This is a genomic window from Thermus sp. 2.9 (assembly GCF_000794385.1).
GTDB classification, from domain to species: domain Bacteria; phylum Deinococcota; class Deinococci; order Deinococcales; family Thermaceae; genus Thermus; species Thermus thalpophilus.
The window spans coordinates 23,802-50,042 of sequence record NZ_JTJB01000047.1; the positions used below are offsets into that span (position 1 = coordinate 23,802).

Sequence of the window (26,241 nt, forward strand, 5' to 3'; positions counted from 1 at the left end):
CTTTCCCTAGGTTAGCAGATGCCCCCCGCCAAGGAAACCCCTATAGTGGGGGTATGCGGGTGGAAGGAGCCATCGGCAAAACCCCCGTGGTGCGCCTCGCCAAGGTGGTGGAGCCGGGCATGGCCGAGGTCTTCGTGAAGCTAGAAGGCCTAAACCCCGGGGGCTCCATCAAGGACCGCCCCGCCTGGTACATGATCCAGGACGCCGAGGAAAAGGGCCTCCTAAAGCCGGGCTCGGGCCAGGTGATCGTGGAGCCCACGAGCGGCAACACGGGGATCGGCCTCGCCATGATCGCCGCCAGCCGGGGCTACCGCCTCATCCTCACCATGCCCGCCCAGATGTCGGAGGAAAGGAAACGGGTCCTGCGGGCCTTCGGGGCCGAGCTCGTCCTCACCGACCCGGAAAGGCGGATGCTGGCGGCACGGGAGGAGGCCTTAAGGCTCAAGGAGGAGCTTGGCGCCTACATGCCTGACCAGTTCAAAAACCCCGCCAACGTGCGGGCCCACTACGAGACCACGGGCCCCGAGCTTTACCAGGCCCTGGAGGGGCGCATTGACGCCTTCGTCTACGGCTCGGGCACGGGGGGAACCATCACCGGGGTGGGGCGCTACCTCAAGGAAAGGATCCCCCACGTGAAGGTGATCGCCGTGGAGCCCGCCCGCTCCAACGTCCTCTCCGGGGGGAAGATGGGGCAGCACCAGTTCCAGGGCATGGGCCCGGGCTTCATCCCGGAAAACCTGGACCTAAGCCTCCTGGACGGGGTCATCCAGGTATGGGAGGAGGACGCCTTCCCCCTGGCCCGCAGGCTCGCCCGGGAGGAGGGGCTTTTTTTGGGCATGAGCTCGGGGGGCATCATCTGGGCCGCCCTCCAGGTGGCCAAGGAGCTCGGCCCCGGCAAGCGGGTGGCCTGCATCAGCCCCGATGGGGGGTGGAAGTACCTCACCACCCCCCTCTACGCCGAGGGCTAGCGGCGCACCACCTGGGCGTCCTTGGGGTAGCGCTTGAGCTGGGCGGGGCTCAGGCTCGCCCGCTTGAACTCCACCACCCTAAGGTCGGCCAAGACCTTCCCCCCCTCGTCCAGGAAGAGGAAGCGCACGGGCCTCGGGTCCGCCTTTAGGACGTAGAGCTCTAGCCGGGCGAAGCCCTGCCCCTCCTTGGCCTCCCCCACCAGCTTCCAGGCCACGCCTTCCGGCAGGCGCTCCTCCCCCGCCAGGTGGAGGCTCACCCGCTCGGAAAGGGCCTTCGGGTCGCCCAGGCCCTGGGGGCTGAAGCCCAGGCCCTGCACCTGGGCTTTCTCCTTGGGGCTGATGACGAGCTGGTTGGTGAGGTAGAGGTAGTTCCACACCTCCTTCTCCGTGACCACGGTGAAGTTCCCCTCCAAGGAGCCCGGCTTCAGGAACTCTATGCGGAAGAGCCTCTCCTTGGGCAGGGCGTAGACCCGGGCCTGGAGGGCTTCCCGGCCCCCGGGGCCTTGGATCTCCCCCTGGACCAGGGCCTGCCAGGGCTCGGAGAGGTTCTTTTCCACCAAGTCCAGGATCTGCGAAACCGACTGGGCCCAGGCGAGACCGAGGAAGAGGGCCAGCCCGAGCGCGGCAAGGATCTTTTTCACGGCCACCTCCATGCGTAGCGGACCCAGGCGTAAGGGGCGTGGTGGTAGCCCGCCTCGAGGCCCAGGTCCCCAAGCCACACCACGAAGCTACCCGCCCAAGGGTAGGAAAGGGTGAGATGGAGGCTAGCCTCCCCTAAGTAAAGCCCCGCCTCCAGCCGGTTCACTCCCCCTAGGCGGAGGAGGAGGTCCAGCACCTCCCCTTCCTCCCCCACCTCGCCCTTAAAGCCCAAAAGGGCGTAGGGCCAAGGGGAAACCCCTAGCCCCAGGGTGTAGGTGGCCTCCGGGCGGAAGGCGTAGCTCCCTTCCAGGCGAAACGCCCCTTCCCACCCCGGTTGCAGGCCGAAGGAGGGGGAACGGGGAGGGGCGTTTTGGGCCACCTCCAACCCCAAAACCTCCTTGGGGCTCGCCCGGTAGCGCAGGGCAAGCCGCCCGAAGAAGGAGGCCTCGGGGAAAAGGGGCAAGGCGGCTTGGGGCCGGAAACCGAGCCGCCCCTCCAGGGCCACGGGGCCCGCACCCCCCTCCAGGAAAAGCGCGCCCCCCACGCCCCCCTCCCCCACCTCCCCCTGCACCCCGTAGGCGAGGAACCCCAAGGGCCCCAAGGAAAGGCTCCCCAGGTAGCCCAAAGCCCCCCGCCCCACCTGCCCCTTGGCGTACACCTCCCCTTCCCCCAAGGAGAAGGCGGCCTCCAAAGCCGGGGTCAAGCCGCCCGGCGCCCCGTAAAGCCCCGCCTCCAGCCGCCCCTGGGCCAGGGCGAGGCCCAAAAGGAGGCAAAGCGCCCACGCCCTCATACCGCCACCTGCCTTTGGAAGCGGGCCGAGGCCAAGAAGAGGACGAAGGCGGAGAAGAGGGCCAAGGCCAGGAGGTGGGGCCAGAGCACCCCCCACCCCACCCCTTTGAGCATCACCCCCCGCAGAACCTCAATGAGGTAGCGGGCGGGCACCAGGTAGGAAAGCGCCTGGAAGAAGCGGGGCATGCCGTCTATGGGGAAGACGAAGCCCGAGAGGAAGATGGTGGGAAAGGCGTAGGCGTAGGTGCCGAAGACCGCCTGCACCTGGGTGCGGGCCAGGGTGGAGATCAAGACCCCGGCGGCCAAGGAGCCCAACACGAAGAGGAACATGGCGAGGAGGAGGAGAAGGAGGCTTCCCCGCACCGGCACCCCGAAGACGAGGTGCCCCAAGGCCAAGACCAAAAGGGCCACGGCGAAGGCGATGACCAAGTAGGGCAGGACCTTGCCCAAAACCATCTCGTGGGGGCGCAAGGGGGAGGCCAAAAGGCTTTCCATCATGCGGCTTTCCGCCTCCCGGACGATGGAAAGGGCGGTGAGGAGCACGGTGAACATGGTGAGGACCAGGCCAATGATGCCGGGGATCATGAACCAGGCGGTCTTGTTGTCCGGGTTGTAGAGGGTGCGGAGGGTGGGGCTCAAGGGGGGCAAGACCGCCTCCCCGGAAAGGGCCCGGCCCACCAGGATGCGGGCGTTCACCTCTTGGATGGCCTTGCGCAAGGCGGCCTGGGCCTGGAAGGCGAAGTTGGGGTCGGTGCCGTCCACGTAGACCTCCAGGTTCACGCTCTCCCCCCGGCGCACCTTCGCCAGGGCACCTTCCGGCACCACCAGGCCCACCCGGGCCTGGCCCCGGTCCACCGCCGCCACCACCTCCTCGGGGCTTTGGGCCACCACCTTCAGGCGGAAGCGGTTATCCCGGGTGAGCTCTTGCAGAAGGGTTTGGCTGATGCGGTCTTGCGAGGCGTCGTAGACCGCCAGGGAAATGTTCTCCAGGGTGAAGTTGATGGCGTAGCCGAAAAGGAGGAGCATCAGGGTGGGCAGGAGGACGATGAGCCGGGGCAGGACGTGGTCCCGCCGGATCTGCAAGAACTCCTTTTCCGCCAGGGCTAGGATGCGGCTCATGCCTCCCCCTTGGTGTAGACCAGGAAGACGTCCTCGAGGGTGGGCTCCGTGGGCGTGGCGGGGAAGGGCGGACCACCCCTTTCCGCAGGACCAGGCGCACCCCGTGGCCGCTGGGCCAGGCGTCCAGGCACCCCTCCACCCGCCGGGCCTCGGCCAGGGTCACGGGGGCGAAGTAGAACCCGGCCCGGGCCTTGGCCTCGGCCTTCAGCTCCTGCGGGGTGCCCAGGGCCAGGACCCGCCCGGCGAAGAGGAGGGCGAGGCGGTGGCAGCGTTCCGCCTCGTCCATGTAGTGGGTGGTGACCAAGACCGCCGCCCCCCTTTCCGCCTCCTGGTGGATGAGGTCCCAGATGGCCCGGCGGGAAACGGGATCCAGCCCCGTGGTGGGCTCGTCCAGGAAAAGGACCTCCGGGCGGTGGACCACCGCCTGGGCCAGGGCCAGCCGCTGCCGCCAGCCCCCGGAAAGGTGGCCCGCCAGGGCCTTGGCGTAGGGCAGGAGGCCGAAGCGCGAAAGCGCCTCCTCCGCCAGCGCCCTCGCCTCCTTGGGCCGATAAAGCCGGGCGCGGAAGCGGAGGTTTTCCTCCACGGTGAGGTCGCGGTAGACGCTTTGCTCCTGGGTGGCGTAGCCGATGCGCACCTTGACGGCCCAAGGGGCCCGCACCACGTCCAGCCCCGCCACCACCGCCCGGCCCCCATCGGGGCGCAGGACCCCGGTGAGGACCCGCACCAAGGTGGTCTTCCCCGCCCCGTTGGGGCCCAGGAGCCCGAAGACCTCCCCTGGGCGCACGGAAAGGCTCACCCGGTCCAGGGCCCTAACGCCGCCAAAGCTTCGCGTGACCTCCTCAGCGTGCACCATAGCGTCCCTCCAGATACCCCCGCACGTAGGCCTTTGGGTCCAAGGGAAGGCGCACCCCCAAGGCCTCCCCCAGGAGGAAGCGGGCGAAAAGGGGGCCCACGAAGGCCAAGGCCAGCTCCTCTGGGGGCTCGTCCGCCCGCAAGAGGCCCGCCCCCTGCTTGGCCCGGAAGAAGGCCATAATCCGCTCCAAGGCCAATCCCATCCCCCTCGGGGGGCCCTCCGCCAGGAGCTCGGGGTGGCGCAGCAACTCCGCCAACAGCTTGGGCAGGAGGGCCCGGTGGGCCTGCAAAAGCTCCAAATAGGCCTCCAAGAGGGCGGAAAGCCCTTCCTCCAAGGGAGCCTCTTCCCTTGGAAGCCGCTCCAAGAAACCCCGAGGGAAGAAGGCGGCCACAGCCTTCCGCAACAAGGCCTCCTTGCTCCCGAAGCGGCGGAAAAGCGTCACCTCGCTCACCCCCGCCCGCCGGGCCACCTCCTTGGTGGTGGCCCCGCGGTAGCCCCGCTCCGCCAAAAGCTCCAGGGCGGCTTGGAGGAGGCGGGCCTCGAGGGGGTCGGCTTCCGCAAGCAAGCGCATACTTACAGGGCCAGGCTACCCCCGGCCTAAGACCCCGTCAAGGGTGTGGCATACTGGACCTGGAGGCCAGCATGACCCTACTTGACCGCATCGGACGCCTGATCCGGGCGAACCTGAACGAGCTTCTGCGCCGGGCGGAGGACCCGGAAAAGATCCTGGAGCAAGCCCTTTTGGACATGAAGGAAGCCCTCAAGGAGGCGCGGGAACAGGTGGCCGCCGCCCTGGCCGAGGGCAAGCGCCTGGAGCGGGAGGTGGAAAGCCACGAAAAGGAAGCCGCCTTGTGGGAAGAAAAGGCCAAGGAGGCGCTCAAAGCCGGCCGGGAGGACCTGGCCAAGGAGGCCCTGCGGCGCAGGAAGCGGGCCTTGGACCTGGCGGAAGGCTTCAAAGGGCAACTGGCGGAACACAAGGCCCTGACCGAGCGGCTCATGACCCAGCTCAAGGCCCTGGAGGCCAAGATAGACGAGGCGGAGGCCCGGAAAAAGCTCCTCCTCGCCCGCAAGAAAGGGGTGGAGGCGGCGGAGGCGGTGCGGCGCATGGAGTCCCGCCTGGAAGGGCACCCCGCCCTGGAGGCCTTTGAGGAGATGGAGGCCCGGATCCTGGCCCTGGAAGACCGGCACGAGGCCCTAAAGGCCCTAGACGGCCAGGACCTGGAAAAGGCGCTCGCCGCCTTGTCCGGGGAAAAGGAGCTGGAGGAGGAACTTCTCCGGCTCAAGCGGGAGCTGGGCCAAGGCTAGCCCCCATGCCCTGGGTGTTGGAAGCCCTGCTCCTCCTCCTTGCCTTAGCCCTCCTCTTCCTCCTGATCCGACCCCGCCCCGAAGGCCTGGACTGGGCGCGGGCGAAGCTCAAAGACCTCCTGGACTGGTCCGAGGTGGAAGGCGCCCTGAACGCCCTATCCCGGCGGGAGGCGGAGCTAAAGGAAGCCTTCCAAGCCCCCCACCTCCTCCCGGAAACCCAAACGGCGCTATCCCGGGCCCTCATCCAGGTCCAGGAGGAACGTAAACGGCTCCTCGCCCTCCTGGAAAGCCTGGCGGCGGAGCGGGCCCTCCTAAGGGGCGGTCCACGGGAGGCCCAGGAGCTAAGGGCCCGGCTCCAGGACCTCCGGGAAGTGTTGGCCAGCCTACGGCGGGAGGCGGGGTAAACTCCCTACCATGAGGCGGTCCCTTATGGCCCTTTCCCTTCTCCTCGCCGCCTGCGCCCCCCAGGTGACCCAGGCCCCCGAGGCCCGGCCCTTCCTCCGGAGCGAGGCCTTCTACCCCAGCGCCACCGGGCTGGAGTGGGTGTACGTGCCGGAGGGGGAGCCCATCACTTCTCCCCCCTACCGGGTGCGGGTGGAAGGCCCCGCCCTTTACGAAGGGCAGGAAGCCCTCCGTTTCCGCGCCTTCGGCCGAGGGGAGGACCGGGTTTACTACCGCCAGGTGGGAGCCTTTGGCGTGCGGCTCCTGGGCTTCCAAGACCCCTCGGCCCGGGTGGTCTTCACCCCGCCCCTCCTGGAGTACCCCCCAGAAGGCCTCCTCGCCCCCGGCTACCGCTGGGGAGGGAGGGTGGAGGTGAAGGTAGAACTCCTCTCCCCCTCGGGCCGGGAGCCTTTGGCCCAAGGCCGCCTGGACTACGCCATGGAGGTGCTGGAGGAGCGGGAAGTGCGGCTTCCAGCGGGGACCTTCCGCGTTTACCGCATCCGCCAGGTCTACCAGGACCAGGCGGGGCAGACGGCCTACGAGGTCTGGTTCGCCCCCCGGGTGGGGGAGGTGCGCACCCGGGAGGGGCGCATCCTGGTGGAGCGCAACTTCCAGTGAGGTGGGTATGGTCCTGGATAGGGTAAATAGCCCCGAAGACCTGAAGCAGCTTAGCCTGGAGGAGCTCCAGGCCTTGGCCGAGGAGATCCGGAGCGAAATCATCCGGGTCACGGCGCAAAACGGCGGCCATCTGGCGAGCTCCCTAGGGGCGGTGGAGCTGATCCTGGCCCTGCACCGCGTCTTCCACTCCCCCAAAGACCGCATCCTCTTTGACGTGGGCCACCAGGCCTACGCCCACAAGCTGGTCACAGGGCGGAAGGACCGCTTCCACACCCTGAGGCAGGAAGGGGGCATCTCCGGCTTCACCAAGGTCTCTGAGTCCGAGCACGACGCCATCACCGCCGGCCACGCCTCCACCTCCTTGGCCCAGGCCCTGGGCATGGCCCTCGCCCGGGACCTCCTGGGGGAGGACTACCACGTGGTGGCGGTGATCGGGGACGGGGCCTTGACGGGGGGCATGGCCCTGGCCGCCCTCAACAAGATCGGCGAGCTGCAAAAAAGGATGCTCATCATCCTCAACGACAACGAGATGAGCATCTCCGAGAACGTGGGGGCCCTCAACAAGTACTTCAAAGAGCTCCAGATTAGAAAGTGGGTCCAAGACATGGAAAAGCTGGGGAGGAGTGTGCTTGAGCGCATCTCTCCCCAGCTTTTTGGCCTGGTGGACCGGGCCAAGGAGGCGGCCAAGCTCATCCTCCACCAGGAAAACCCCTTCTACGCCTGGGGTCTGCGCTACATCGGCCCCGTGGACGGCCACGACCTGAAAGGCCTCATGCACATCCTGGAACACCTCAAGGCCCTGGAGGGCCCTACCCTCCTCCACGTGGTCACCAAGAAGGGCAAGGGGTACAAGGTGGCGGAGGCCGACCCCATCTACTGGCACGGCCCCCCGGGGTTTGACCCCAAGAAGCCGGAGAAAGTATCCAAGGGCTACTCCTGGAGCCAAGCCTTCGGGGACGCTGTCACCGAGCTCGCCCACCGGGAGCCCCGGCTCTTCGTCATCACGCCCGCCATGCGGGAGGGCTCGGGGCTCGTGCGCTACTCCCTGGAGCACCCGGAGCGCTACCTGGACGTGGGCATCTGCGAGGACGTGGCGGTGACCACGGCGGCGGGCCTGGCCCTAAGGGGGATGAAGCCCATCGTGGCCATCTATTCCACCTTCCTGCAAAGGGCCTACGACCAGGTGATCCACGACGTGGCCATAGAAAACCTCCCCGTGGTCTTCGCCATTGACCGGGCGGGCATCGTGGGGGCGGACGGGGCCACCCACCACGGGGTCTTTGACATCGCCTACCTCCGCACCGTCCCCAACCTGCAGATCGCCGCCCCTAAGGACGCCTTGGAGCTAAGGGCCATGCTCCAAAAGGCCTTGGAGCTGGGCGGCCCCGTGGCCATCCGCTACCCCCGGGACAACGTGGAGCGGGCCCCCGAGGGGGTGTGGCCCGAGATCCCCTGGGGGAAGTGGGAGGTGGTGAAGGAGGGGACGGAGGTCTACATCCTGGCCTTCGGCAAGACCCTGCGGTACGCCCTCGAGGCCGCAGGGGACGACCCCAGGGTGGGCGTGGTGAACGCCCGCTTCCTAAAACCCCTAGACCGGGAGATGCTCCGGGAGCTCGCCCGCTACAAGCTCCTCACCGTGGAGGACCACCAGCGGATGGGGGGGTTCGGAAGCGCCGTGTTGGAAGCCCTGAACGAGATGGGCCTGAAGCCCGAGGTCAAGGTCTTAGGGCTTCCCGACCGCTTCTTTGAGCACGGGACCATCCCGAGCCTCCACCGCCAGGCGGGCATTGACGCCGAGGGCATCCGCAAAGCCCTGGCGGAGATGGGCCTCGCCCTCGTCCATGAACGGGCCTGAGCGCCTGGCCTTCGCCGCCAACCTGTACCGCATCCCCCTGGAGGGGGGCTACTTCCTGGTGGACGCCGGGCTTCCCTGGGAGGCAAACCGGCTCCTCGCCCGCCTGGCCGACCCCCCCCGCTTCCTCTTCCTCACCCACCACCACCTGGACCACGCCGGGGGAGCAAGGACCCTTTGGGAGCGGTATGGGCTAGCCGTCTACGCCCATCCCCAGGAGTGGCCCTACCTCACGGGGGAAAAGCCCCGCCCGCCCCTCCCCATCCCCCTCCTGGGCCACCGGCTCGCCAACCTGGCCCCACCCCTCCCCCAAGAAGCCCTCCGCCCCGCGGAGGAGGGGATGGAGCTTTTCGGCTGGCGGGTGGTCCACCTCCCGGGGCACACCCTGGGCCAGGTGGGGCTTTTCCGGGAAGGGGTGCTTCTGGCGGGGGACGCCCTGAGGGGCAAGGGCCTCCCGCCCCGCCTCATCAACGAGGACCACGCCCTGGCCAGGCAAACCGTGCGCAAGATCCTGGACCTGGGGGCCAAGCGCATCTACCTGGGCCACGGCGGCCCCCTCACCCGGGAAGCGGTGGAGGCGCTGGCCCGTAAACTGGGCGTATGAGAAAGCTCGCCGCTTTTGGGCTATTCCTCCTTTGGGCCTTGGCCCAGGAGGTGGTGGTCTACCCGGGCTTCGCCGAGGTGAAGGAGCCCGTGCGCCTTCCCCCTTCGGCGTGGGTGTACCTGGCCGGGGAGAAGCTCGCCAAAATCGTCCCCGGCTCCTTGCGGCTTTTGGGGGTGGAGGAGGAGGAAAGGCTTTTCCAGGGCACCGCGGTCCTCTTCCGCTACCGGGGGGAAGGGAAGGCTTGGCTCCGCTACCTCTACACCGGGCTCACGGGGGAGGTCTTCTACACCTTGGAGGAGGGCCGGCTCACCGCCTGGGCCAGGCTCAGGCTGGAAGGGGAAGCTTTAGAAGCCCAGCGCCTGGTCCTCCTTTTGGGGGAGGTGAACCTCCTTCCGGCCAAGGCCCTCCCCGAGGCCGCCCTCCGCGCCTTTGGGGAAGTTCCGGAAAATCCCTTCGGCCTCTTCCGCTACGAGCTACCCCCGAGGAAGCTCCTCCCCGGCACCACGGAAATCCCCTTCCAAAGGGCCCTGGTGGCCCCCACCCGCCTCCTCCGCTACCAGGGCCCCTTCCGCACCGAGGCCCGCATCCCCCTGGAGCGGGGCTACCGCTTCCAGGCCCCCTTTCCCTTGGCCCCCAGCGCCTCGGAGGTGGTGGAGGAGGGGCTTTTCCTGGGGCAGGGCCGCCTTCCCGCCACCCTCGAGGGCAGCACAGCGGAGCTCTGGCTTGGGCAAGACCCAAGGGCGCGCCTTGAACGCACCTTCCGCCTCCTCACCCAGTCGGAGCAGGAGGCCACCTACCTGGTGGAAACCCGCCTGGAAAACCCCTACCCTTACCCCGTGACCCTGCTCCTGGCCGAAAGCTTCCCCAAGCCCTTCCGCCTGGACTTCCCCGGGGCCACGCCCCTCCCCGAGGGCTACCGCCTGGAGCTTCCCCTAAAGCCCAAGGAGGCCAAAACCCTGGCCTACCGCCTCACCCTTCCCCGCTAGGGACACCTGCCCCTTCGCCCTCCTCCTACCCTAGGGGCATGAAGCCCGACCTCCACCGCTTTCCCCTCCTGGTGGCCTGGGAGATGACCAAAGCCTGCCTCCTCGCCTGCCAGCACTGCCGGGCCTCCGCCGTGCCCGACCCCCTTCCCGACGAGCTTTCCACCGAAGAGGGCCTGAAGCTCCTCGGGGAACTCGCCACCTACACCCCCAAGCCCATCCTCCTCCCCACCGGGGGGGTCGTGTCAAGATTTATGTGTAAGCGTCTGTGTACGGGGGGCATACCTCTCCCGAAGCATCCCTTCCAACACCTCCTGCACCTCGGCAAAACCCTTCAACCTCCGCTCCGCCCACCTCCCTTCCTGCCGCTCGGACTCCAGGTACAAAAGCTTGTACACCGCCTCTCCCTTGGGAAACTTGTGGTCCCGCACCTTCGTCCCACGCCTCACTTCCCGAATAAACCGCTCCATCAGGTTAGTGCTGCGAAGATAGGGCCAGAGCACCTGGGGGTAATCGTGGAAACGGAGCAGAGCCCCCGAGTTCTCCCACCAGGAGGCCACCAGGGAAGGGTACCTGGCACCCCAGGCCTCCCTCAGCCTCTCCAAAGCACCCAGGGCTTCCTGTCGGCTCCCCGCCATGTACACCCCCTTCAGGTCTTGGGCCAAAAGAGCCCTGTCCCGGGAACGCACCTGCCCCAGGCTAGAGCGCACCATGTGCACCACGCACCGCTGCCACCCCGCCATGGGATAAACCCTCCTGATGGCCTCCTCTATCCCAGGTAGACCATCGGTGACCAACAGCAACACCCGCCTTAGCCCCCTTTCCCAAAGCTCCTTCAGCACCTCCCCCCAGGCATGGGCGTTCTCCGTGGGAAGGAGCCAGAAGCCCAGAACCTGCCTCTCCCCTTTGGGGGTCACCCCCAGGGCCACGTATACGGCCGCCCTCTCCACCCCAAGTCCCTCCCTGAGCACCTTCAAGAAAAAGCCATCCAGGTAAACAAAGGCCATCTCCTCCGGCAAAGGCCGCTTCTGGAAAGCCTCGGCCGCTTCCAGCACCTGGTCGGTGATGGCGCTGATGGTTTCGTGGGTGTACCGGTGGCCCAGCAAGAGGCTCATCACCTCCGCCGCTTTGCGTTGACTCACCCCAGCGGCGTAAAGGGCAATGGCCACCTCCCCCACGTCCACCTGACGGCGGGCATAGGGTTGAAGGAGGCTGGGATAGTATTTCCCTTCCCGATCCCGGGGGATGGCCAGCTTCACCTGGCCAAAGGCGGTCTCCAGCTTGCGGGGGTAGTAGCCGTTCTTGCGTCCCCCGTGCTGGCGCAAGAAGGCTTCCCGGTCGGCGTCCAGGAGAATCTGCAAGACCTCGGTCACCGTCTGCCTCACCGCTTCCCTTAGCATCACCTGCAAGGTATCCTGGTCCACGGGGTACCTCCTTCCTAATCCTGGTACCCCCCTTTTATACACAAACCCCTACACATAATTCCTTACACGACCACCGGGGGCGACCCCTTGGCCCGCCCCGACCTCTTCCTCCTCCTGGAAGAAGCCCAACGCCTGGGCCTCAAAGTGGGGATCACCCCCGCGGTGACGCCCCGGCTCACCCGGGAGGTGGTGGCCCGCTTCCACGCCCTGGGCGTCCACCAGATGGCCATCTCCCTGGACGGGGCAAGCCCCGAGGCCCACGACGGCTTCCGCGGGGTTCCGGGCACCTTCGCCCGGGCCCTAAAGGCCCTCACCTGGGCCCAGGAGGTGGGGCTCATGACCCAGGTGAACACCACCGTTACCCGGCGCACCGCCAAGGAGCTCCCCGGCATCGCCGAGATCCTGGCGGAAAAGGGCGTGGCCACCTGGGAGGTCTTCTTCCTGGTGCCCGTGGGCCGGGGCGCCTTGCTGGAGCAGCTCTCCCCCCAAGGGTACGAGGAGGCGATGCACCTGCTTTACGAGCTTTCCCGCCGCTACCCCTTCAAGGTGCGCACCACGGAGGGCCCCATGTTCCGCCGGGTGGCCCTGGAACGCCGGCGAAAGGAAGGGGGAGGGGACGGGGCCTTGGTGGGCGAAGGACGAGGTGTCCACCTCTCCGACGGCTTTGGCTTCGTCTTCGTGGCCGCCAACGGGGAGGTCTATCCCTCCGGGTTTTTGCCCCTATCGGCGGGCAACGTGCGGCAGCGGCCGCTTCTGGACATTTACCAAAATAGCCCCCTATTCCGGGAGTTGCGCAACAAAACCCTCCTCAAGGGCAAATGCGGGGTCTGCGAGTACCGGGAGCTTTGCGGGGGTAGCCGGGCCCGGGCCTTTGCGGAAACCGGGGATTACCTGGCGGCGGACCCCCGTTGCGCCTATCTCCCCCGGGCCTGGGGACAAATGCCCCTGGCCTAGGGCAAGAAGGCCCCCCTATTCTGGAAACATGAAGCGGCTTCTTCCCCTCCTCCTCGCCCTCGGCCTCCTCGCCCTAGGCCAAAGCCCTGGGGCCAAGCTCTACTCCGCCAACTGCCAAACCTGCCACCAGGCCACGGGCCAGGGCATTCCCGGGGCCTTCCCGTCCCTCACCCACCTGGACAAGGTGGTCCAGGCCAAGGGGGGCCGGGAATACCTCATCCGAGTGGTCCTTTATGGCCTCCAAGGCCCCTTGAGTGTGGAGGGCAAGACCTATAACGGGGTCATGCCTCCCTTCCGGCAGCTCAAGGACCAGGAGGTGGCGGACCTCCTCAACCACGTCCTCACCACCTTCGCCAAGTCCAAGGCCAAGCCCATCACCGCCCAGGAGGTGAAGGCGCAAAGGGCCAAGCCCCTTTCCCCGCAAGACGTGCTCAAGTCCCGTCCCCCGGTCAAGTAGACCGGCGTAACTCCCTCCCCCCGGGGCCAAAAGGCCCCGGGCCTCTTTCAGCTCACCCGTTCCACCCGGATGAGGTTGGTGGTCCCCCGCACCCCAAAGGGCACGCCCGCGGCGATGACCACCCGCTCCCCCACCTGGGCGAGGCCTAAGGCCTTCACCTCGCGCAGGGCGATGCGCACCATGTCGTCCGTGTCCTGGGGGTCCGGGGCCAGGTGGGGTAAAACGCCCCAGACCAAGGCCAGCTGCCGCTTCACCTCGGGGCTAGGGGTGAGGGCCAGGATGGGCACCTGGGGCCGGGTGCGGGCCACGCGCCGGGCGGACCCCCCGGTGGCGGTGAAGACCACGATGGCCCTGGCCCCCACCGCCTCCACGATGTCGTCCGCCGCCTGGGCGATGGCGTCTTGGGTGGTGGGGGTAGGGGCGGGGCGCAGGACGTTGAGCTTCTGCAAAAACTCCGGGGAGGATTCCACTGCCTTGGCGATGCGGGCCATCATGGCCACCGCCTCCACCGGGTAAGCCCCGGCGGCGGTTTCCGCCGAGAGCATCACCGCGTCCGTCCCGTCAAAGATGGCGTTAGCCACGTCGGAGGCCTCGGCGCGGGTGGGGCTTGGGCTTTGCACCATGGACTCCAGCATCTGGGTGGCGGTGATCACCGGCTTCCCGGCGGCGATGGCGCGGAGGATGAGGCGCTTTTGCACGATGGGAACCTCCTCCAAGGGCATCTCCACCCCCAGGTCCCCCCGGGCCACCATGATGCCATCCGCCTCCTCGAGGATCTCCTCAAAACGTTGCACGGCGGAGGGCTTCTCAATCTTGGCCATGAGCTTGGCCCGCGAGCCGTAGCGGGAAAGGTAGTGCCGGGCGAGGAGGAGGTCGTCCCGGGTGCGCACGAAGGAAACCGCCACCCAGTCCACCCCGAGCTCCGCCCCCAGGGCCAGGTCCTGGATGTCCTTTTCCGAGAGGGCGGGGATGGAGAGGTCGGCCCCGGGGACGTTGATCCCCTTGTGGTCGGAGAGGACGCCCCCCACCTCCACCCGGGTGTGGATCTCGTCCCCTACAACCTTTTCCACCCGGAGGCGGATCCTGCCGTCGTCCAGGAGGAGGACCTGGCCCGGGACCACGTCCTCGGGAAGGCCGCGGTAGGTGAGGGAAACCTGCGTCTCATCCCCCTCCACGGGCTTCCTTGTGAGGATGAAAGTCTGCCCCGCCTTGAGCTCCACCCGCCCTTCCCGGAAGCGGCCGACCCGGATCTTGGGGCCTTGCAGGTCCTGGAGGATGGCCAGGGTCTTGCCCAGTTCCTCCTCCACCTCCCGCACCAGGGCCACCCGCTCCTTGTGGTCCTCAGGGGTGCCGTGGCTGAAGTTGAGGCGGAAGACGTCCACCCCCGCCTCCGCCAGGGCCCGGATCACCTCCTTGGTGCTGGAGGCGGGCCCCAAGGTGGCCACAATCTTGGTGCGCTTAAAAAGCCCCATAGCCTAGGTAGCGGGCCGCCTGGCCCAGCGCCTCTTCAATGCGCAGGAGTTGGTTGTACTTGGCCAGGCGGTCGGAGCGGGAAAGGGAGCCCGTCTTGATCTGGCCGGCGTTCACCGCCACCGCTAGGTCGGCGATGAAGCTATCCTCGGTTTCCCCGGAGCGGTGGCTGATCACCGCCCGGTACCCGGAGCGCTGCGCCAAGCGGATGGCCTCGAGGGTCTCGGAAAGGGTGCCGATCTGGTTCACCTTCACCAGGATGGCGTTGGCCACCCCCCGTTCAATGCCCTGGCGCAACCTTTCGGGGTTGGTGACGAAAAGGTCATCCCCCACCAGCTGCACCCGGTTGCCCAAGGTTTCGGTGAGAAGGCGCCACCCCTCCCAGTCGTCCTCGGCTAGGCCGTCTTCTATGGAGCGGATGGGGTACTTCTCCACCCAAGAAGCCCAGAAGGCCACCATCTCCTCGGAGGAGAGAACTTTGCCTTCCCCTTCCAGGTGGTACTTGCCGTCCCGGTAAAACTCGCTCGCCGCCGGGTCCAAGGCCAGGGAAACCTCTTCCCCCGGGGTGTACCCCGCCCGCTCAATGGCGAGGAGAAGAAGCTCCACCGCCTCCTCGTTCCGCTTGAGGTCGGGGGCGAAGCCCCCCTCGTCCCCCACGTTGGTGCTGTAGCCCCGCTCCCGCAAGACCCCCTTCAGGGCGTGAAAGACCTCGGCCCCCACCCTCAAGGCTTCGGCGAAGCTTTTGGCTCCCGCGGGGACCAGCATGAACTCCTGGAAGTCCAAGCGGTTGTCCGCGTGCTTGCCCCCGTTGATCACGTTCATGAGGGGAACGGGCAGGATCACCCCCTGGACCCCCCCCAGGTAGCGGTAAAGGGGAAGCCCCAAGGCTTCCGCCGCCGCCCGGGCCGTGGCCAAGGAAACGGCCAAGATGGCGTTGGCCCCCAGGTTGGCCTTGTTGGGGGTGCCGTCCAGCTCCAGCATGGCCCGGTCCACCCCTTCCTGGTCCAAGGCGTCGCGGCCGATGAGCTCGGGGGCGATGCGCTCTGCGATGTTTTCCACCGCCCGGCGCACCCCCTTGCCCAGGTAGCGCCGCCCCCCGTCCCGTAGCTCCAAGGCCTCGTGGGTGCCCGTGGAGGCCCCGGAAGGCACCATGGCCCGCCCCCGGGCTCCCCCTTCCAGCTCCACCTCGGCCTCCACCGTGGGGAAGCCCCTGGAGTCCAACACTTCCCTCGCCTTGACGCTTACGATCGTGGTCATGGGTTTCCTCCCGCGGCGTGGAAACGCTTCACGCCCCCCTGGTCCTTAGCTTACACCCTTAGGGGGACCACCACCGCCTGGTAGCCTGAGCCTTCTTCCGCCGGGCGGACGAGGCTTGGGCTGGTGGGCCCGGAAAGCCATAAGGCCGCCTGGCCCGCCACGGGGCCCAGGGCCTCCAGGAGGTAGCGGGCGTTGTAGGCCACCGCCAGGGGCGTGCCCTCCAGAACCACGGGGAGCTCCTCCTGCCCCTTTCCGTAATCCCCCTCGGCGGAGAGGAGGACGCGGCCCTCTTGGAAGAAGAGGTCCACCCGGTGGTTCTGCCGGTCCGCCAGGACGCTCACCCGCCGCAAGGCCTCGCGGAAGGCCTCGGCCTCGAGGGTGGCCCTCAGGGGAAACTCCTTGGGGATCACCCGCTCGTAATCGGGGAACTCCCCTTCCATGAGCTTCACCGCCAGGCGCACCCAGCCCTCCCCCTCCCGCGCCGCCAAACCCAAGGTGCCGGGACCCAGGGCCAAGACCACCTCCCCGGCCCCCACCCCCTTGAGGACCCGGGCCACCTCGTCCACGCTGCGGGCGGGCACCACCGCCTTCTTCTGGAAAGGCTGAGGCTTGGGCAGCTGGTAAAGGGCCAGGCGATAGCCGTCCGAGGCCACGCTGCGGACACCCCTTTCGGAAAACTCCAGCTGCACCCCGCGGAAGATGGCCCGGTACTCCTCGTGGCTGGCGGCGTAGCGCACGTGGGTCAAGGCCCGGAGGAACTCCTCCACGGGCAAGGTGGTCTGCCATGGGTACACCTCGGAAGGGATGGGTTCGGGGAAGGAAAGCTCCGGGTAGCCCTCGGTGGGGGCGAGGGCGAGCCGGGTGCGGAAGCTCCCCGAGGCGAGCTCCAGATCCCCCCCCAAAACCAGCTCCACCCGCTCCCCGGGAAGGCTCCGCACCAGCTGGAAGAAGGGCTGGGCGGGAACAAGGTAGCGCCCCTCCCCCTGGACCTCGGCCGGGAGGCCGGCCTCGAGGTCCACCTCCCCGTTGCTCCCAAAGAGCACCAGGGCGTCCTGGCCCAGGGCCAGGCCCAGGTAGGTGAAAAGAGGGTTGGAGCTGCGGGAGGGAATGACCCTCTCCAGGAAGGAAAGGCGTTCGGCCAACAGGTTTTTGGGAAGAATTACACGCATTACCGGTTCCTCCTTTTAACTGCTACTATGACTTGGTCTTTTAAAGATTTAAAAGATCCGTAGTCGTAGGAGTAGGGCCTGTGGATATGTGGAAAAGAGGGCAGAAGTGCCGTCCTGAACGGGAAAAGGCCTGTGGATAACTCCTGTGGATAAGTGGCCCTAGCTTGTGGATAACGTGTGGATAACTGGCGAGTTATCCACAGCCTCCCGGAGGGACCCAGTTTTCCACAGCTTGTCCACAGGGTTATCCACAGGAAAAGCCCAGTTATCCACAGGGTTATCCACAGGTTATCCACAGGGGTCATACCAGGGCCTCCTTGAGGCGCCGGAGGAGGCTTTGCACCTCCCGGTCGCTTTCCGCAAGCTCTTGGATCTTCTGGATGGCGTAGAGGACCGTGGTGTGGTCCCTGCCCCCGAAGAGCTGGCCGATTTCTGGCAAGGAGGCGCGGGTGAGCTCCCGCACCAAAAACATGGCGATCTGGCGGGGAAGCACCACCTCCTTGCGCCGCCCGCCCCCCACCAGGTCCTCGGGGCGGAGGGCGAAGTGCTCCGCCACCTTGCGGACGATCTCCTGGGGGTCCACCTCCACCTCCCGGGGGGCGAAGATGTCGGAAAGGGCCTTGGCGGCCACGGCCCGGGTGAGCTCCACCCCGTTTAGGGAGGCGTAGGCGATGGCCCGCATCAGGGCCCCTTCCAGTTCCCGGATGTTGGAGGTCACCTGGCGGGCGATGTACTCCAAGACCTCCTCGCTCACCCGTAGGCCCCGTTGCTCGGCGTTCATCTTCAGGATGGCGATGCGGGTTTCCAGGTCCGGGGGTTGGATGTCGGTGATGAGGCCCCACTCAAAGCGGCTCCGCAGGCGGGCCTCGAGGGTGAGGATGTCCTTGGGGGGGCGGTCGGAGGAGAGGATGATCTGCTTGTGGGCCTCGTAGAGGGCGTTGAAGGTGTGGAAGAACTCCTCCTGGGTGCGCTCCTTGCCGGCGATGAACTGAATATCGTCCACCAGGAGGAGGTCCACGGAGCGGTAGCGCTCGCGGAACTCCGTCATCCGGTCCTCGCGGATGGCGTTGATGAGCTCGTTGGTGAAGGTCTCCGTGGAGACGTATTCAATCTTCAGGTGGGGAAAGCGCTTGGCCACCGAGTGCCCCACGGCGTGCATCAGGTGGGTCTTGCCCAGGCCCACCCCCCCGTAGATGAAGAGGGGGTTGTAGGCCCGTCCTGGGGACTCGGCCACCGCCACCGCCGCGGCGTGGGCCATGGAGTTGTTGGGCCCCACCACGAAGTTCTCAAAGGTGTACTTGGGGTTGAGCTTGGGTTGGGCGGGCTCGGGGGAGGGGGCAGCCTGGAAGATGTCCTCCTGCACCGGGTTGCCCGGTACCACCTTGAGCTCAAATCGCGGGGCCTGGGCGCCCAAGAGGCTCAGGCCCTCCTGGATGAGCTCGGCGTAGTGGCGCCGGATCCAGTCCAGGGCGAAGGAGGTGGGCACGGCCAGCTCCAAGACCCCATCCCGGATGCCCAGGGGGCGGATCCGCTCAAACCAGGTGTGGTACTCCACCTCGGTGATGTTGCGGCGGATGTGCTCCAGGACGTGTTGCCAAACGGCCTCGTGGGTCAAGGCTACCCCCCAGCGTTCCGGAGGAACATTCTACGCCAGGCCCTGGGCTAAAGTGGAGGGCGGGATGGGGTACGACGTGGTGGTGGTGGGTGGAGGGCACGCCGGCCTCGAGGCCGCCTGGGCCGCGGCGGCCTTGGGGGTGCGGGTCGCCCTGGTCACGGTGAACCCGGAACGCATCGGCACCATGCCCTGCAACCCCGCGGTGGGGGGCCGGGCAAGAGCCAGTTGGTGGCGGAGGTGGTGGCCCTGGGCGGGCTCATGGGCCGGGCGGCGGACGCCACCGCCATCCACACCCGGGTCCTGAACCGCTCCAAGGGCCCCGCGGTGCAAAGCCTTAGGGTCCAGGTGGACCGGGACCTCTACGCCCTGAAGGCCCAGGAGATCCTGGCGGAAAGGCCCATAGGGGTCCTCCGGGGGGAGGTGGCGGCCCTTTGGGTGGAGGGGGGAAGGCTCCTCGGGGTGCGCACGGTGGACGGCCGGGGCATCCCCGCCAAGGCGGTGGTGGTGGCGGGGGGGACTTTCCTCGGCGGGGTGGTCTGGTACGGGCGGCGCTCCCGGCCCGCGGGGAGGCAGGGGGAGCCCCCGGCCCGCTTCCTCTCCCAGAGCTTGAGGGCGGTGGGGCACACCCTGCGCCGCTTCAAGACGGGCACGCCCCCCAGGATCCGGGCGGACTCGGTGGACTTTGCAAGCCTCGAGGTGGTGCCCCCGGAGGTGCCCCCGGGGAGTTTCACGGGAAACCCCGGGCCCTACGCCGCCCGGCTTCCCACCTGGCAGACCCGGACCACGGAGAGGACCCACCGGCTCATCCGGGAAAACCTGCACCTCTCCCCCCTCTACGCCGGGGACATCGTGGGGATCGGGCCCCGGTACTGCCCCTCCATTGAGGACAAGGTGGTGCGCTTCGCCGACAAGGAGAGCCACCTCCTCTTTGTGGAGCCCGATGGCCTTTCCACCAGCGAGGTCTATTTGCAGGGGTTTTCCTCCAGCCTTCCCCCTGGGCTCCAGGAGGAGATGGTGCGAAGCCTCCCCGGCTTTGAGCGGGCGGTGATCCAGCGCTACGCCTACGCCGTGGAGTACGACAGCCTGGACCCCACGGAGCTCACCCGGGGGCTTCAGTCCCGCTTCCTTCCCGGGCTCTTCGCCGCCGGCCAGGTGAACGGGACCTCGGGCTACGAGGAGGCGGCGGCCCAGGGGCTTTTGGCGGGGCTCAACGCCGCCCGCCACGCCTTGGGCCTTCCCGAGGTGCACCTTCCCCGGGAAAGCGGCTACATCGGCGTCCTGGTGGACGACCTGGTGGGCCGGGGAACGGACGAGCCCTACCGCATGATGACCTCCCGGGTGGAGCTCCGCCTCCTCTGCCGGGCGGACAACGCCGACGAGCGCCTCACCCCCCTGGCGGTGGCCTGGGGCCTCAGGCCCAAGGAGGATCTGGAGCGGGTGGAGGCCAAATACCGCCGGGTGGCGGAGGAGCTCAAGCGCCTCGAGGCCTTACGGATAGAGGGGGTGAGCGGCCTCCACTGGCTCAGGCGGCCGGAAAGCACCTACCAGGCCTTGGCGGAGCGCTTCCCCCCGCCCGAACCCCTGAGCCCCGAGGAGGCCTACCAGGTGGAGGTGCGGGCCAAGTACTCCGGCTACATAGAGCGGCAGGAGAAGCTTAGGGACAAGATGCGGGACCTCGAGGCCCACCCCATCCCCGAGGGCCTGGACTTCCCCAAGGTGCCGGGCCTTTCCCGGGAAGCGGTGGAGAAGCTTTCCCGCCTCCGTCCCCGCACCCTGGCCGAGGCGGCGCGGGTTCCGGGAATCCGCGACTCCGACCTCACCGCCCTCCTCGTCCACCTGCGGAGGCTCGCCTGATGTTGCCCGTGAAACAAGGGGGTGGGGCGTGGGGCTGAGCCCGGAGGGCGTCCGGCTCCTGTTGGAAGGGGGCAACGCTTTGGGTTTGGACCTAAGCCCCCACGTGCCCGCCTTTTCCCGCCTTTACGACCTGTTGATGGAGGCCAACCGCCGGGTCAACCTCACCGCCTTGCGCACGGAGACGGAGGTGGTGGTGAAGCACTTCCTGGACTCCCTCACCCTCCTCGCCTTGCCCCTTTGGGAAGGCCCCTGGCGCGTTTTGGACCTGGGTACGGGGGCGGGCTTCCCCGGCCTACCGCTCAAGATCGTGCGCCCGGAGCTGGAAATCACCCTCCTGGACGCCACCAAGAAGAAGGTGGACTTCGTGGCGGAGGCGGTGGCCGCCTTGGGCCTGAAGGGCGCTATGGCCCTTTGGGGGAGGGCGGAGGTCCTGGCCCACGATCCCACCCACCGGGAGGCCTACCACCGGGTGGTGGCAAGGGCGGTTGCCCCCATGTGCGTTCTGGCGGAGCTCGGGCTCCCCTTCTTGGCCTTGGAAGGGGCCATGGTGGCCCAGAAGGGGCCTAAGGTGGCGGAGGAGCTTGGCCGGCTGCCGCAGGCCCTTCCCCTCCTGGGCGGGCGCATGGGGGAGGTGCGCCGCCTTGCCCTCCCCCAAGGCGGGGAGGAGCGGCACCTGGTGGTCCTCGTCAAGGAGGCCTCCACCCCGCCCCGCTACCCCCGGCGTCCCGGCCTTCCCGAGAAGCATCCTTTATGCTAAAGGCCAAGGTGCGGCGCATCGCCTTGGTCAACCAGAAGGGAGGGGTGGGCAAGACCACCACCGCCATCAACCTGGCCGCCTACCTGGCCCGCATGGGCAAGCGGGTTCTCCTGGTGGACCTAGACCCCCAGGGGAACGCCACCAGCGGCCTAGGGGTGCGGGTGGGGCGGGGCGTGTACCACCTCCTCCAGGGCGCGAGGCTGGAGGACCTGGTCCAGGCGGTGGACGGCTTCCACCTCCTCCCCTCCACCCCGGAGCTGGTGGGGGCCACGGTGGAGCTCGCCGAGGCGCCGATGGCGCTCCGGGAAGCCCTGGAGGACCAGGCCTACGATTTTACCCTCCTGGACGCTCCCCCAAGCCTTTCTCCCATCACCCTAAACGCCCTGGCGGCGGCGGAGGGGGTGGTGGCCCCGGTGCAGGCGGAGTACTACGCCCTGGAGGGGGTGGCGGGCCTGCTCGCCACCTTGGACGAGGTGCGGAGCCGCCTCAACCCCTCCTTGCGCCTTTTGGGCATCCTCATCACCATGTACGATGGCCGCACCCTGCTTTCGCAACAGGTGGAGGCCCAGCTTAGGGCCCACTTCGGGGAGAAGGTGTTCTGGACGGTGGTGCCCCGCAACGTGCGCCTGGCGGAAGCGCCCAGCTTCGGCCGCACCATCGCCCAGCACGCCCCCACCTCCCCCGGGGCCCACGCCTACCGCCGCCTGGCCGAGGAGGTGATCGCCCGTGTCCAAGAAGGCTAGCGGCTTAGGGAAGGGCCTCGAGGCCCTCTTGCCCAGGTCCCCTGGGGGGGCGGTGCGCCTGCCCCTCGCCGCCATCCGCCCGAACCCCAACCAGCCGAGGCGCCGTTTTACTGAGGAAAGCCTGGCGGAGCTCGCCGCCTCCATCCGGGAAAAGGGCCTTCTCCAGCCCCTTTTGGTGCGGCCCAAAGGGGACGGGTACGAGCTGGTGGCTGGGGAAAGGCGCTATCGGGCAGCGCTGTTGGCGGGGCTTGAAGAGGTGCCCGCCTTGGTGCGGGACCTCACGGACCAAGAAGCCCTGGAGCTCGCCCTGGTGGAAAACCTGCAGCGGGAAGACCTCTCCCCCGTGGAGGAGGCCCGGGGTTACCAGGCCCTGGTCCAGATGGGCCTCAGCCAGGAGGAGGTGGCGAAACGGGTGGGCAAGGCCCGGCCCACCGTGGCCAACGCCTTAAGGCTCTTGCAGCTTCCCGAGGAGGTCCTGGCGGCCTTGGAGGAGGGGAAGATCACCGCGGGCCACGCCCGGGCCCTTTTGATGCTAAAGCCCGAGGACCGGCTTTGGGGGCTAAAGGAGATCCTGGCAAAGGGCCTTTCCGTGCGCCAGGCGGAGGCGCTGAAGGAGCGCCTTTCCCAGGAGCGGAAGAGCGCGGAGCCTTCCCCCTTGGCCCTGGAGCTTTCCCGGCACCTGGGCCTGCCCGTGCGCGTGGTGGGGGAAAAGCGGGGGAAGGTGGTGATCCACTTCCGCTCCGAAGAGGAGCTAGCCCTCCTCTTGGAGCGCCTCGGCTACCAGGCGTAGCCGAAGAGGACCCGGATGGCCCCGTGCTGATCGGTGCGTAGGACCCGAACCCCCTGGGCCTCCAGGCGCTCCAGCACCTCGGGGTGGGGGTGGCCGAAGGGGTTTTTCCCCACGCCCACCAGGGCCACTTGGGGCTTGGTCCTGGCCAGGAGGGCTTCCGAGGTGCCGGTGCGGGAGCCGTGGTGGCTCACCTTGAGGACCTCCACCCGGTCCACCTCCAGCGCCGCTTCCAACTCCGCCGGAAGGTCGGCGAGGAGGAGGGCTTTGCCGAAGCCGTAGTCCAGGAGGAGGACGAGGCCGTTTCGGTTGTCGTCCCCGCTCCGGTGGACAGGCCAGAGGACCCGCACCTCCCCCCTTCCCACCCGGAAGCGGCTTCCCGCCCCCGGGTGGAGGGTGGGCACGCCCTTTTCCTTGAGGGCCTGCACCAGGGGGTGGTCTTGGGGGAAGGTGGGGGAGAGGAGGGCGAGGCCCACGGGGAGCTCGGCCACCACCCGTGGGAGGCTTCCCACGTGGTCAGCGTCGGGATGGGTGGCCACCAGGACCTCCAGGGCCTCCACCCCCAGGGCGCGGAGGGCCCGGAGGAGCTTTTCCGCCTGCTCGGGCCGGCCGCCATCCACCAAGACCTCGGCCCCGCCCATGCGGGCGAGGAGGGCGTCCCCCTGGCCCACATCCAGGAGGTAAAGATCCATGGGCTTGGGCCAGGCGGTGAGGAGGCTTGCCACGACGGGCAGGGAGGCGAGGAAGAGGGCCTGGCGCCAGGGGAGTTTCCGGTGAAGGGCGAGGAGGAGGGGAAGAAGCCCTAGGTAATAGAGGCCAAAACCCCAGGGGGAAATCTCCCCCCAGCGCAACAGGGGCCCCGCCGCCCCGGCCTGGGCCAGGGCGAGGAGGGCCCGCCCGAGCGCCTCTACCGGGGGAGCGAGGAGGCCGCCGAGGAGGAGCTTGAGGAAGCCCAAGGGTACCAGGAGGGCCACCAGGGGCAAGGCCAGGAGGTTGGTGAGGGGGGAGAGGAGGGGGAGGAAGCCGAAGTGGTGGAGGAGGAGGGGTACCAGGAAGGCCTGGGCCGCCAGGGTGGCGGCGAGGGCGTGAAGGAGATGATCCCCAAGGCCACGGGGCCTTCCGAGGGTGGGGAGGACCAGAGCCAGGCCTAGGACCGCCAGATAGGAGAGCTGAAGCCCCAGGCTTAGGAGGGCGTGGGGGGCGAGGAGGAGCTGGAGGAAGAGGGCGAGGCCCAAGGCTTGGAGCACCCCAGCGGCCCCCAGACCCAGGAAAAGCCCAAGGAGGGAAAGCCCCGCCATGAGGCTGGCCCGCACAAGGGAGGGGCTCGGGCCGGCGAGCCAAAGGTACAGGGGAAGAAGGAGGAGGGCGAGGAGGTAGCGCCACCGCCCCAGGGGAAGGACGAGAAGGGCCCCCACCAGGAAACCCACGTGGAGCCCGGAGAGGGCCAAGAGGTGGGCGAGGCCCGCCTTCTGGAACCAGGTGTAGGCCTCCTCGAGGCCCTTCTTCTCCCCCAAAACCACCCCCTCCGCGAGTTCCGCCACGGGAGGCGAGAGACCGGCGCGGAGCCGCTTACGCCAACCCTCGCGGGGGTCGGGCAGGGGGGCCAGGGCCTCCTGCCGTTCCACGTGGAACACCCCCCGCACCCCCAAGGAGCGGAGCCAGACCGCCTGGTCAAACCCCCCTGGGTTGCGTTTCCCCTCCGGCGGGGCGATGTACCCATGGAGGCGGTAGACCCCGTCGGGGAGGGGCGGGTAGTGGCGCACGTAAAGGCGGTACCCCTCGGCGGCGGTGAGGCCGCTCCGCACGGCGAAGGTCCCCTCTAGCCTCGTTCCGTAGGGGGGCTCGGGGAGGGGAAGGAGGAGTCCCCGGAGGAGCACCAGGGCAAGCCCCGCTGCCAGGGGCAGGCGGAAGAGGGGGAGAAGGGGAAGGGCGAGGAGGAGGGCCCAGGGGTAAAGGAGCCCCAAGGCACCTAACAAGCCCCCCAGACCAAGCCCCAAGCCCAGACTTCTAAGGGCGGACATAAGGCCTGAGGCGTTCCAAGGTGGCGGGGCCGATGCCTTTCACCCTAAGGAGGTCTTCCACCCGGCTATAGGGCCTTCCTTCCACGATGCGCCGGGCCAAAACCGGGCCCACGCCGGGGAGGGCTTCCAGCTCCTCGAGGCTGGCCCGGTTGAGGCTGATGGGCTCGGGGGCGGGCGCTTGAAAGGCAACCTGGCGGTACACCTCCACCCGCACGGGCCCCGGCCGGGGGGCCACCTTGGGCCAAAGGGCGAGGAAGGCGAGGAGGGCTACCGCGAGGAGGTAGCCAAGGCCCACTCCGTCAAGGCGAGGCCAAGCCCTCCGAGGACCACCCCCCCCAAGGCCCAGGGGTCCGGCCCCGGGGTTCAGGGCCACGAAGGCCAAGGCGTACCCCAGGGTGAGGAGGGCGAGGACCCGAAGGGGCAGGGCCAAAGGGTTTCGCCGCTTGGGGGCTTCGGAAAGCGGGGCTTCCCGGGATGGTTCCGGCTCCGGGGCGAGTTCCACCGAGGCCCGCCTTGGGGGTGCTTCCTCTTCCCAAATGGGAGGCTTCGAGGGCTCTGGAGGGCTGCTGGGCTCGGAGGGGGTGGGCGGTGTCGGCGGCGGGGCGCTGGTGGCCTTGCGGGCCCGGGCCACGTGGGGTTTTAGGCCCTCCAAGAAGGCTTTGAGTTCCTCAAGAGGGAAAGCCTTCAGGGGTATTTCCAAGGAGCCCCCCTCCCCCTGGACCAGGAGGAGCCCCCCCTCCCCCCGGCCCACCCGGCGGATGCGGGCGAGCTCCAGGCGCCTTACCCCATCCTCGTCCACGAAGACCAGGTGCGCCTCGGTCACGGCCAGGAAACCACCCGGCCCCTCGAGGCGGGCCAGGGCCCTTTCTCCTAGCCGGGAAAAGGCTTCTTCATACTTGCCCATGGCCCCATTGTATACTCCCTTCCGTGCCCTTGCGCTTAGGCCACCGCGGCGCCCCCCGCTTGGCGCGGGAAAACACCTTGGAGTCCTTTAGGAGGGCTTTGGAGGCGGGGCTGGACGGGTTTGAACTGGACGTGCACCTTACCCGGGACGGGGTCTTGGTGGTCCACCACGACTTCACCCTGGAGGGGGTACCCTTGGCGGGGCTTACCCGGCGGGAGCTGCCCGCCTACGTGCCCACCTTGGAAGAGGTCTTGGAGGCCTTTCCCGGGGCCTGGATCAACGTGGAGCTAAAAAGCCTTCCCCCCGAAACGGACGGCCGGGAGGAGGCCTTGGCCCGGCTTCTCGCCCGCCACCCCACAAGGCGGCTTTGGGTGAGCTCCTTTGACCCCTTGGCCCTGGTGCGCTTAAGGCGCCTGGGGGTGGGCCCCTTGGGCCTCCTTTATGAGCGGGAGGAGGCGGAGGCCCTGGCCCCTTGTTTGGGGGTGGAGTGGCTCCATCCCGAAGCCTCCCTCCTCACGGAGGAGCGGGTGCGGGCGCTAAAGGGACGTTATCGTCTCCTCGCCTGGACCGTGAACGAGCGGCCCAGAGCCCAGGCCTTGGCCGCCTGGGGGGTGGACGCCCTGGTGGGGGACTTCCCCGAGGCCCTCGTATAATGGGG

23 protein-coding genes and 4 pseudogenes are annotated in these 26,241 nt (G+C 68.1%); 15 read left to right on the forward strand and 12 right to left on the reverse strand.

Features of this window, described 5'->3' with window-relative positions:
- The first annotated feature begins 53 nt into the window (after positions 1–53).
- The gene (cysK, locus tag QT17_RS11520; protein WP_039460149.1) at positions 54–968 is read left to right on the forward strand and encodes a cysteine synthase A; all 915 of its coding nucleotides are present in this window, start codon (positions 54–56) and stop codon (positions 966–968) included.
- On the opposite strand, the gene QT17_RS11525 is transcribed toward cysK, so the two are convergent.
- The 5 genes and pseudogenes from QT17_RS11525 to QT17_RS11545 form a co-directional block, all read right to left on the reverse strand.
- Complete coding sequence (locus tag QT17_RS11525) at positions 965–1,621, reverse strand: outer membrane lipoprotein carrier protein LolA (RefSeq protein ID WP_039460151.1); 657 nt, start codon at positions 1,619–1,621, stop codon at positions 965–967. The genes cysK and QT17_RS11525 overlap by 4 nt on opposite strands.
- Positions 1,606–2,397: a hypothetical protein gene (locus QT17_RS11530; RefSeq protein WP_039460153.1), complete on the reverse strand. Its 792-nt coding sequence runs from the start codon at positions 2,395–2,397 to the stop codon at positions 1,606–1,608. Before QT17_RS11530 ends, QT17_RS11525 begins: the two co-directional genes overlap by 16 nt.
- Positions 2,394–3,515 carry an ABC transporter permease gene (locus tag QT17_RS11535; RefSeq protein ID WP_039460155.1) on the reverse strand — a complete coding sequence of 374 codons (1,122 nt, stop codon included), beginning with the start codon at positions 3,513–3,515 and terminating at the stop codon, positions 2,394–2,396. Before QT17_RS11535 ends, QT17_RS11530 begins: the two co-directional genes overlap by 4 nt.
- A 349-nt stretch (positions 3,516–3,864) precedes the next feature.
- Positions 3,865–4,368 (reverse strand): annotated as a pseudogene (locus QT17_RS15060) (ABC transporter ATP-binding protein); the annotation flags it as partial.
- Positions 4,355–4,939: a TetR/AcrR family transcriptional regulator gene (locus QT17_RS11545; RefSeq protein WP_039460157.1), complete on the reverse strand. Its 585-nt coding sequence runs from the start codon at positions 4,937–4,939 to the stop codon at positions 4,355–4,357. The gene QT17_RS11545 and the pseudogene QT17_RS15060, both read right to left, overlap by 14 nt.
- A 71-nt stretch (positions 4,940–5,010) precedes the next feature.
- Here QT17_RS11545 and QT17_RS11550 point away from each other — a divergent pair, with 71 nt between their 5' ends.
- The 7 genes and pseudogenes from QT17_RS11550 to QT17_RS14585 all read left to right on the forward strand — a co-directional run.
- Positions 5,011–5,673 carry a PspA/IM30 family protein gene (locus QT17_RS11550; RefSeq protein ID WP_039460159.1) on the forward strand — a complete coding sequence of 221 codons (663 nt, stop codon included), beginning with the start codon at positions 5,011–5,013 and terminating at the stop codon, positions 5,671–5,673.
- A 5-nt stretch (positions 5,674–5,678) separates the two neighbouring features.
- Complete coding sequence (locus QT17_RS13710) at positions 5,679–6,077, forward strand: hypothetical protein (protein ID WP_039460161.1); 399 nt, start codon at positions 5,679–5,681, stop codon at positions 6,075–6,077.
- 10 nt (positions 6,078–6,087) lie between these two features.
- Entirely contained in the window at positions 6,088–6,732 is a 645-nt protein-coding gene (locus QT17_RS11560) for a hypothetical protein (protein ID WP_039460163.1), read from the forward strand.
- Positions 6,733–6,739: 7 nt separating this feature from the next.
- Positions 6,740–8,587, forward strand: a complete 1,848-nt coding sequence (dxs, locus tag QT17_RS11565; protein ID WP_039460165.1) for a 1-deoxy-D-xylulose-5-phosphate synthase — start codon at positions 6,740–6,742, stop codon at positions 8,585–8,587.
- Positions 8,574–9,188 carry an MBL fold metallo-hydrolase gene (locus QT17_RS11570; protein WP_039460167.1) on the forward strand — a complete coding sequence of 205 codons (615 nt, stop codon included), beginning with the start codon at positions 8,574–8,576 and terminating at the stop codon, positions 9,186–9,188. Before dxs ends, QT17_RS11570 begins: the two co-directional genes overlap by 14 nt.
- Positions 9,185–10,174 (forward strand): hypothetical protein, encoded by a 990-nt coding sequence (locus QT17_RS11575; RefSeq protein ID WP_039460168.1) that lies wholly within the window; start codon positions 9,185–9,187, stop codon positions 10,172–10,174. The genes QT17_RS11570 and QT17_RS11575 overlap by 4 nt, the downstream gene beginning before the upstream one ends.
- Before the next feature lie 38 nt (positions 10,175–10,212).
- Positions 10,213–10,410: pseudogene (locus QT17_RS14585) on the forward strand (radical SAM/SPASM domain-containing protein); the annotation flags it as partial.
- Positions 10,411–10,416: 6 nt separating this feature from the next.
- Here QT17_RS14585 and QT17_RS11580 read toward each other — a convergent pair.
- On the reverse strand, positions 10,417–11,637 hold the full coding sequence (locus tag QT17_RS11580; protein ID WP_039460170.1) for an IS256 family transposase: 1,221 nt from the start codon (positions 11,635–11,637) through the stop codon (positions 10,417–10,419).
- A gap of 30 nt (positions 11,638–11,667) precedes the next feature.
- Between QT17_RS11580 and QT17_RS11585 the strand changes: the two are divergent.
- Both QT17_RS11585 and QT17_RS11590 read left to right on the forward strand, forming a co-directional pair.
- A pseudogene (locus tag QT17_RS11585) lies at positions 11,668–12,549 on the forward strand (radical SAM protein); the annotation flags it as partial.
- 28 nt (positions 12,550–12,577) lie between these two features.
- Complete coding sequence (locus QT17_RS11590; protein WP_039460172.1) at positions 12,578–13,006, forward strand: cytochrome c; 429 nt, start codon at positions 12,578–12,580, stop codon at positions 13,004–13,006.
- A 47-nt stretch (positions 13,007–13,053) separates the two neighbouring features.
- On the opposite strand, the gene pyk is transcribed toward QT17_RS11590, so the two are convergent.
- The 4 genes from pyk to dnaA form a co-directional block, all read right to left on the reverse strand.
- A complete protein-coding gene (pyk, locus tag QT17_RS11595; protein ID WP_039460173.1) occupies positions 13,054–14,478 on the reverse strand; it encodes a pyruvate kinase in 1,425 nt (474 codons plus the stop codon).
- Positions 14,465–15,733, reverse strand: coding sequence for a phosphopyruvate hydratase (gene eno / locus QT17_RS11600; protein ID WP_039460175.1), 1,269 nt, complete (start codon positions 15,731–15,733; stop codon positions 14,465–14,467). The genes pyk and eno overlap by 14 nt, the downstream gene beginning before the upstream one ends.
- A 50-nt stretch (positions 15,734–15,783) precedes the next feature.
- Positions 15,784–16,902 (reverse strand): DNA polymerase III subunit beta, encoded by a 1,119-nt coding sequence (dnaN, locus tag QT17_RS11605; protein WP_039460176.1) that lies wholly within the window; start codon positions 16,900–16,902, stop codon positions 15,784–15,786.
- 301 nt (positions 16,903–17,203) lie between these two features.
- On the reverse strand, positions 17,204–18,517 hold the full coding sequence (gene dnaA / locus QT17_RS11610; protein ID WP_039460178.1) for a chromosomal replication initiator protein DnaA: 1,314 nt from the start codon (positions 18,515–18,517) through the stop codon (positions 17,204–17,206).
- A gap of 64 nt (positions 18,518–18,581) precedes the next feature.
- Here dnaA and mnmG point away from each other — a divergent pair.
- The 4 genes and pseudogenes from mnmG (at position 18,582) to QT17_RS11630 (ending at position 22,661) form a co-directional block, all read left to right on the forward strand.
- A pseudogene (gene mnmG, locus QT17_RS11615) lies at positions 18,582–20,371 on the forward strand (tRNA uridine-5-carboxymethylaminomethyl(34) synthesis enzyme MnmG).
- Positions 20,372–20,399: 28 nt separating this feature from the next.
- Entirely contained in the window at positions 20,400–21,128 is a 729-nt protein-coding gene (gene rsmG / locus QT17_RS11620; protein ID WP_039460180.1) for a 16S rRNA (guanine(527)-N(7))-methyltransferase RsmG, read from the forward strand.
- Entirely contained in the window at positions 21,122–21,871 is a 750-nt protein-coding gene (soj, locus tag QT17_RS11625; protein ID WP_039460181.1) for a chromosome-partitioning ATPase Soj, read from the forward strand. The genes rsmG and soj overlap by 7 nt, the downstream gene beginning before the upstream one ends.
- Positions 21,855–22,661: a ParB/RepB/Spo0J family partition protein gene (locus QT17_RS11630; protein WP_039460183.1), complete on the forward strand. Its 807-nt coding sequence runs from the start codon at positions 21,855–21,857 to the stop codon at positions 22,659–22,661. The genes soj and QT17_RS11630 overlap by 17 nt, the downstream gene beginning before the upstream one ends.
- Here QT17_RS11630 and QT17_RS11635 read toward each other — a convergent pair.
- Positions 22,649–24,679 carry a DNA internalization-related competence protein ComEC/Rec2 gene (locus QT17_RS11635; RefSeq protein ID WP_039460185.1) on the reverse strand — a complete coding sequence of 677 codons (2,031 nt, stop codon included), beginning with the start codon at positions 24,677–24,679 and terminating at the stop codon, positions 22,649–22,651. The genes QT17_RS11630 and QT17_RS11635 overlap by 13 nt on opposite strands.
- Positions 24,666–24,974 (reverse strand): ComEA family DNA-binding protein, encoded by a 309-nt coding sequence (locus QT17_RS11640; protein WP_039460187.1) that lies wholly within the window; start codon positions 24,972–24,974, stop codon positions 24,666–24,668. Before QT17_RS11640 ends, QT17_RS11635 begins: the two co-directional genes overlap by 14 nt.
- Before the next feature lie 632 nt (positions 24,975–25,606).
- Between QT17_RS11640 and QT17_RS11650 the strand changes: the two genes are divergently transcribed.
- Entirely contained in the window at positions 25,607–26,236 is a 630-nt protein-coding gene (locus QT17_RS11650; protein WP_039460189.1) for a glycerophosphodiester phosphodiesterase, read from the forward strand.
- Positions 26,237–26,241 lie beyond the last annotated feature (5 nt).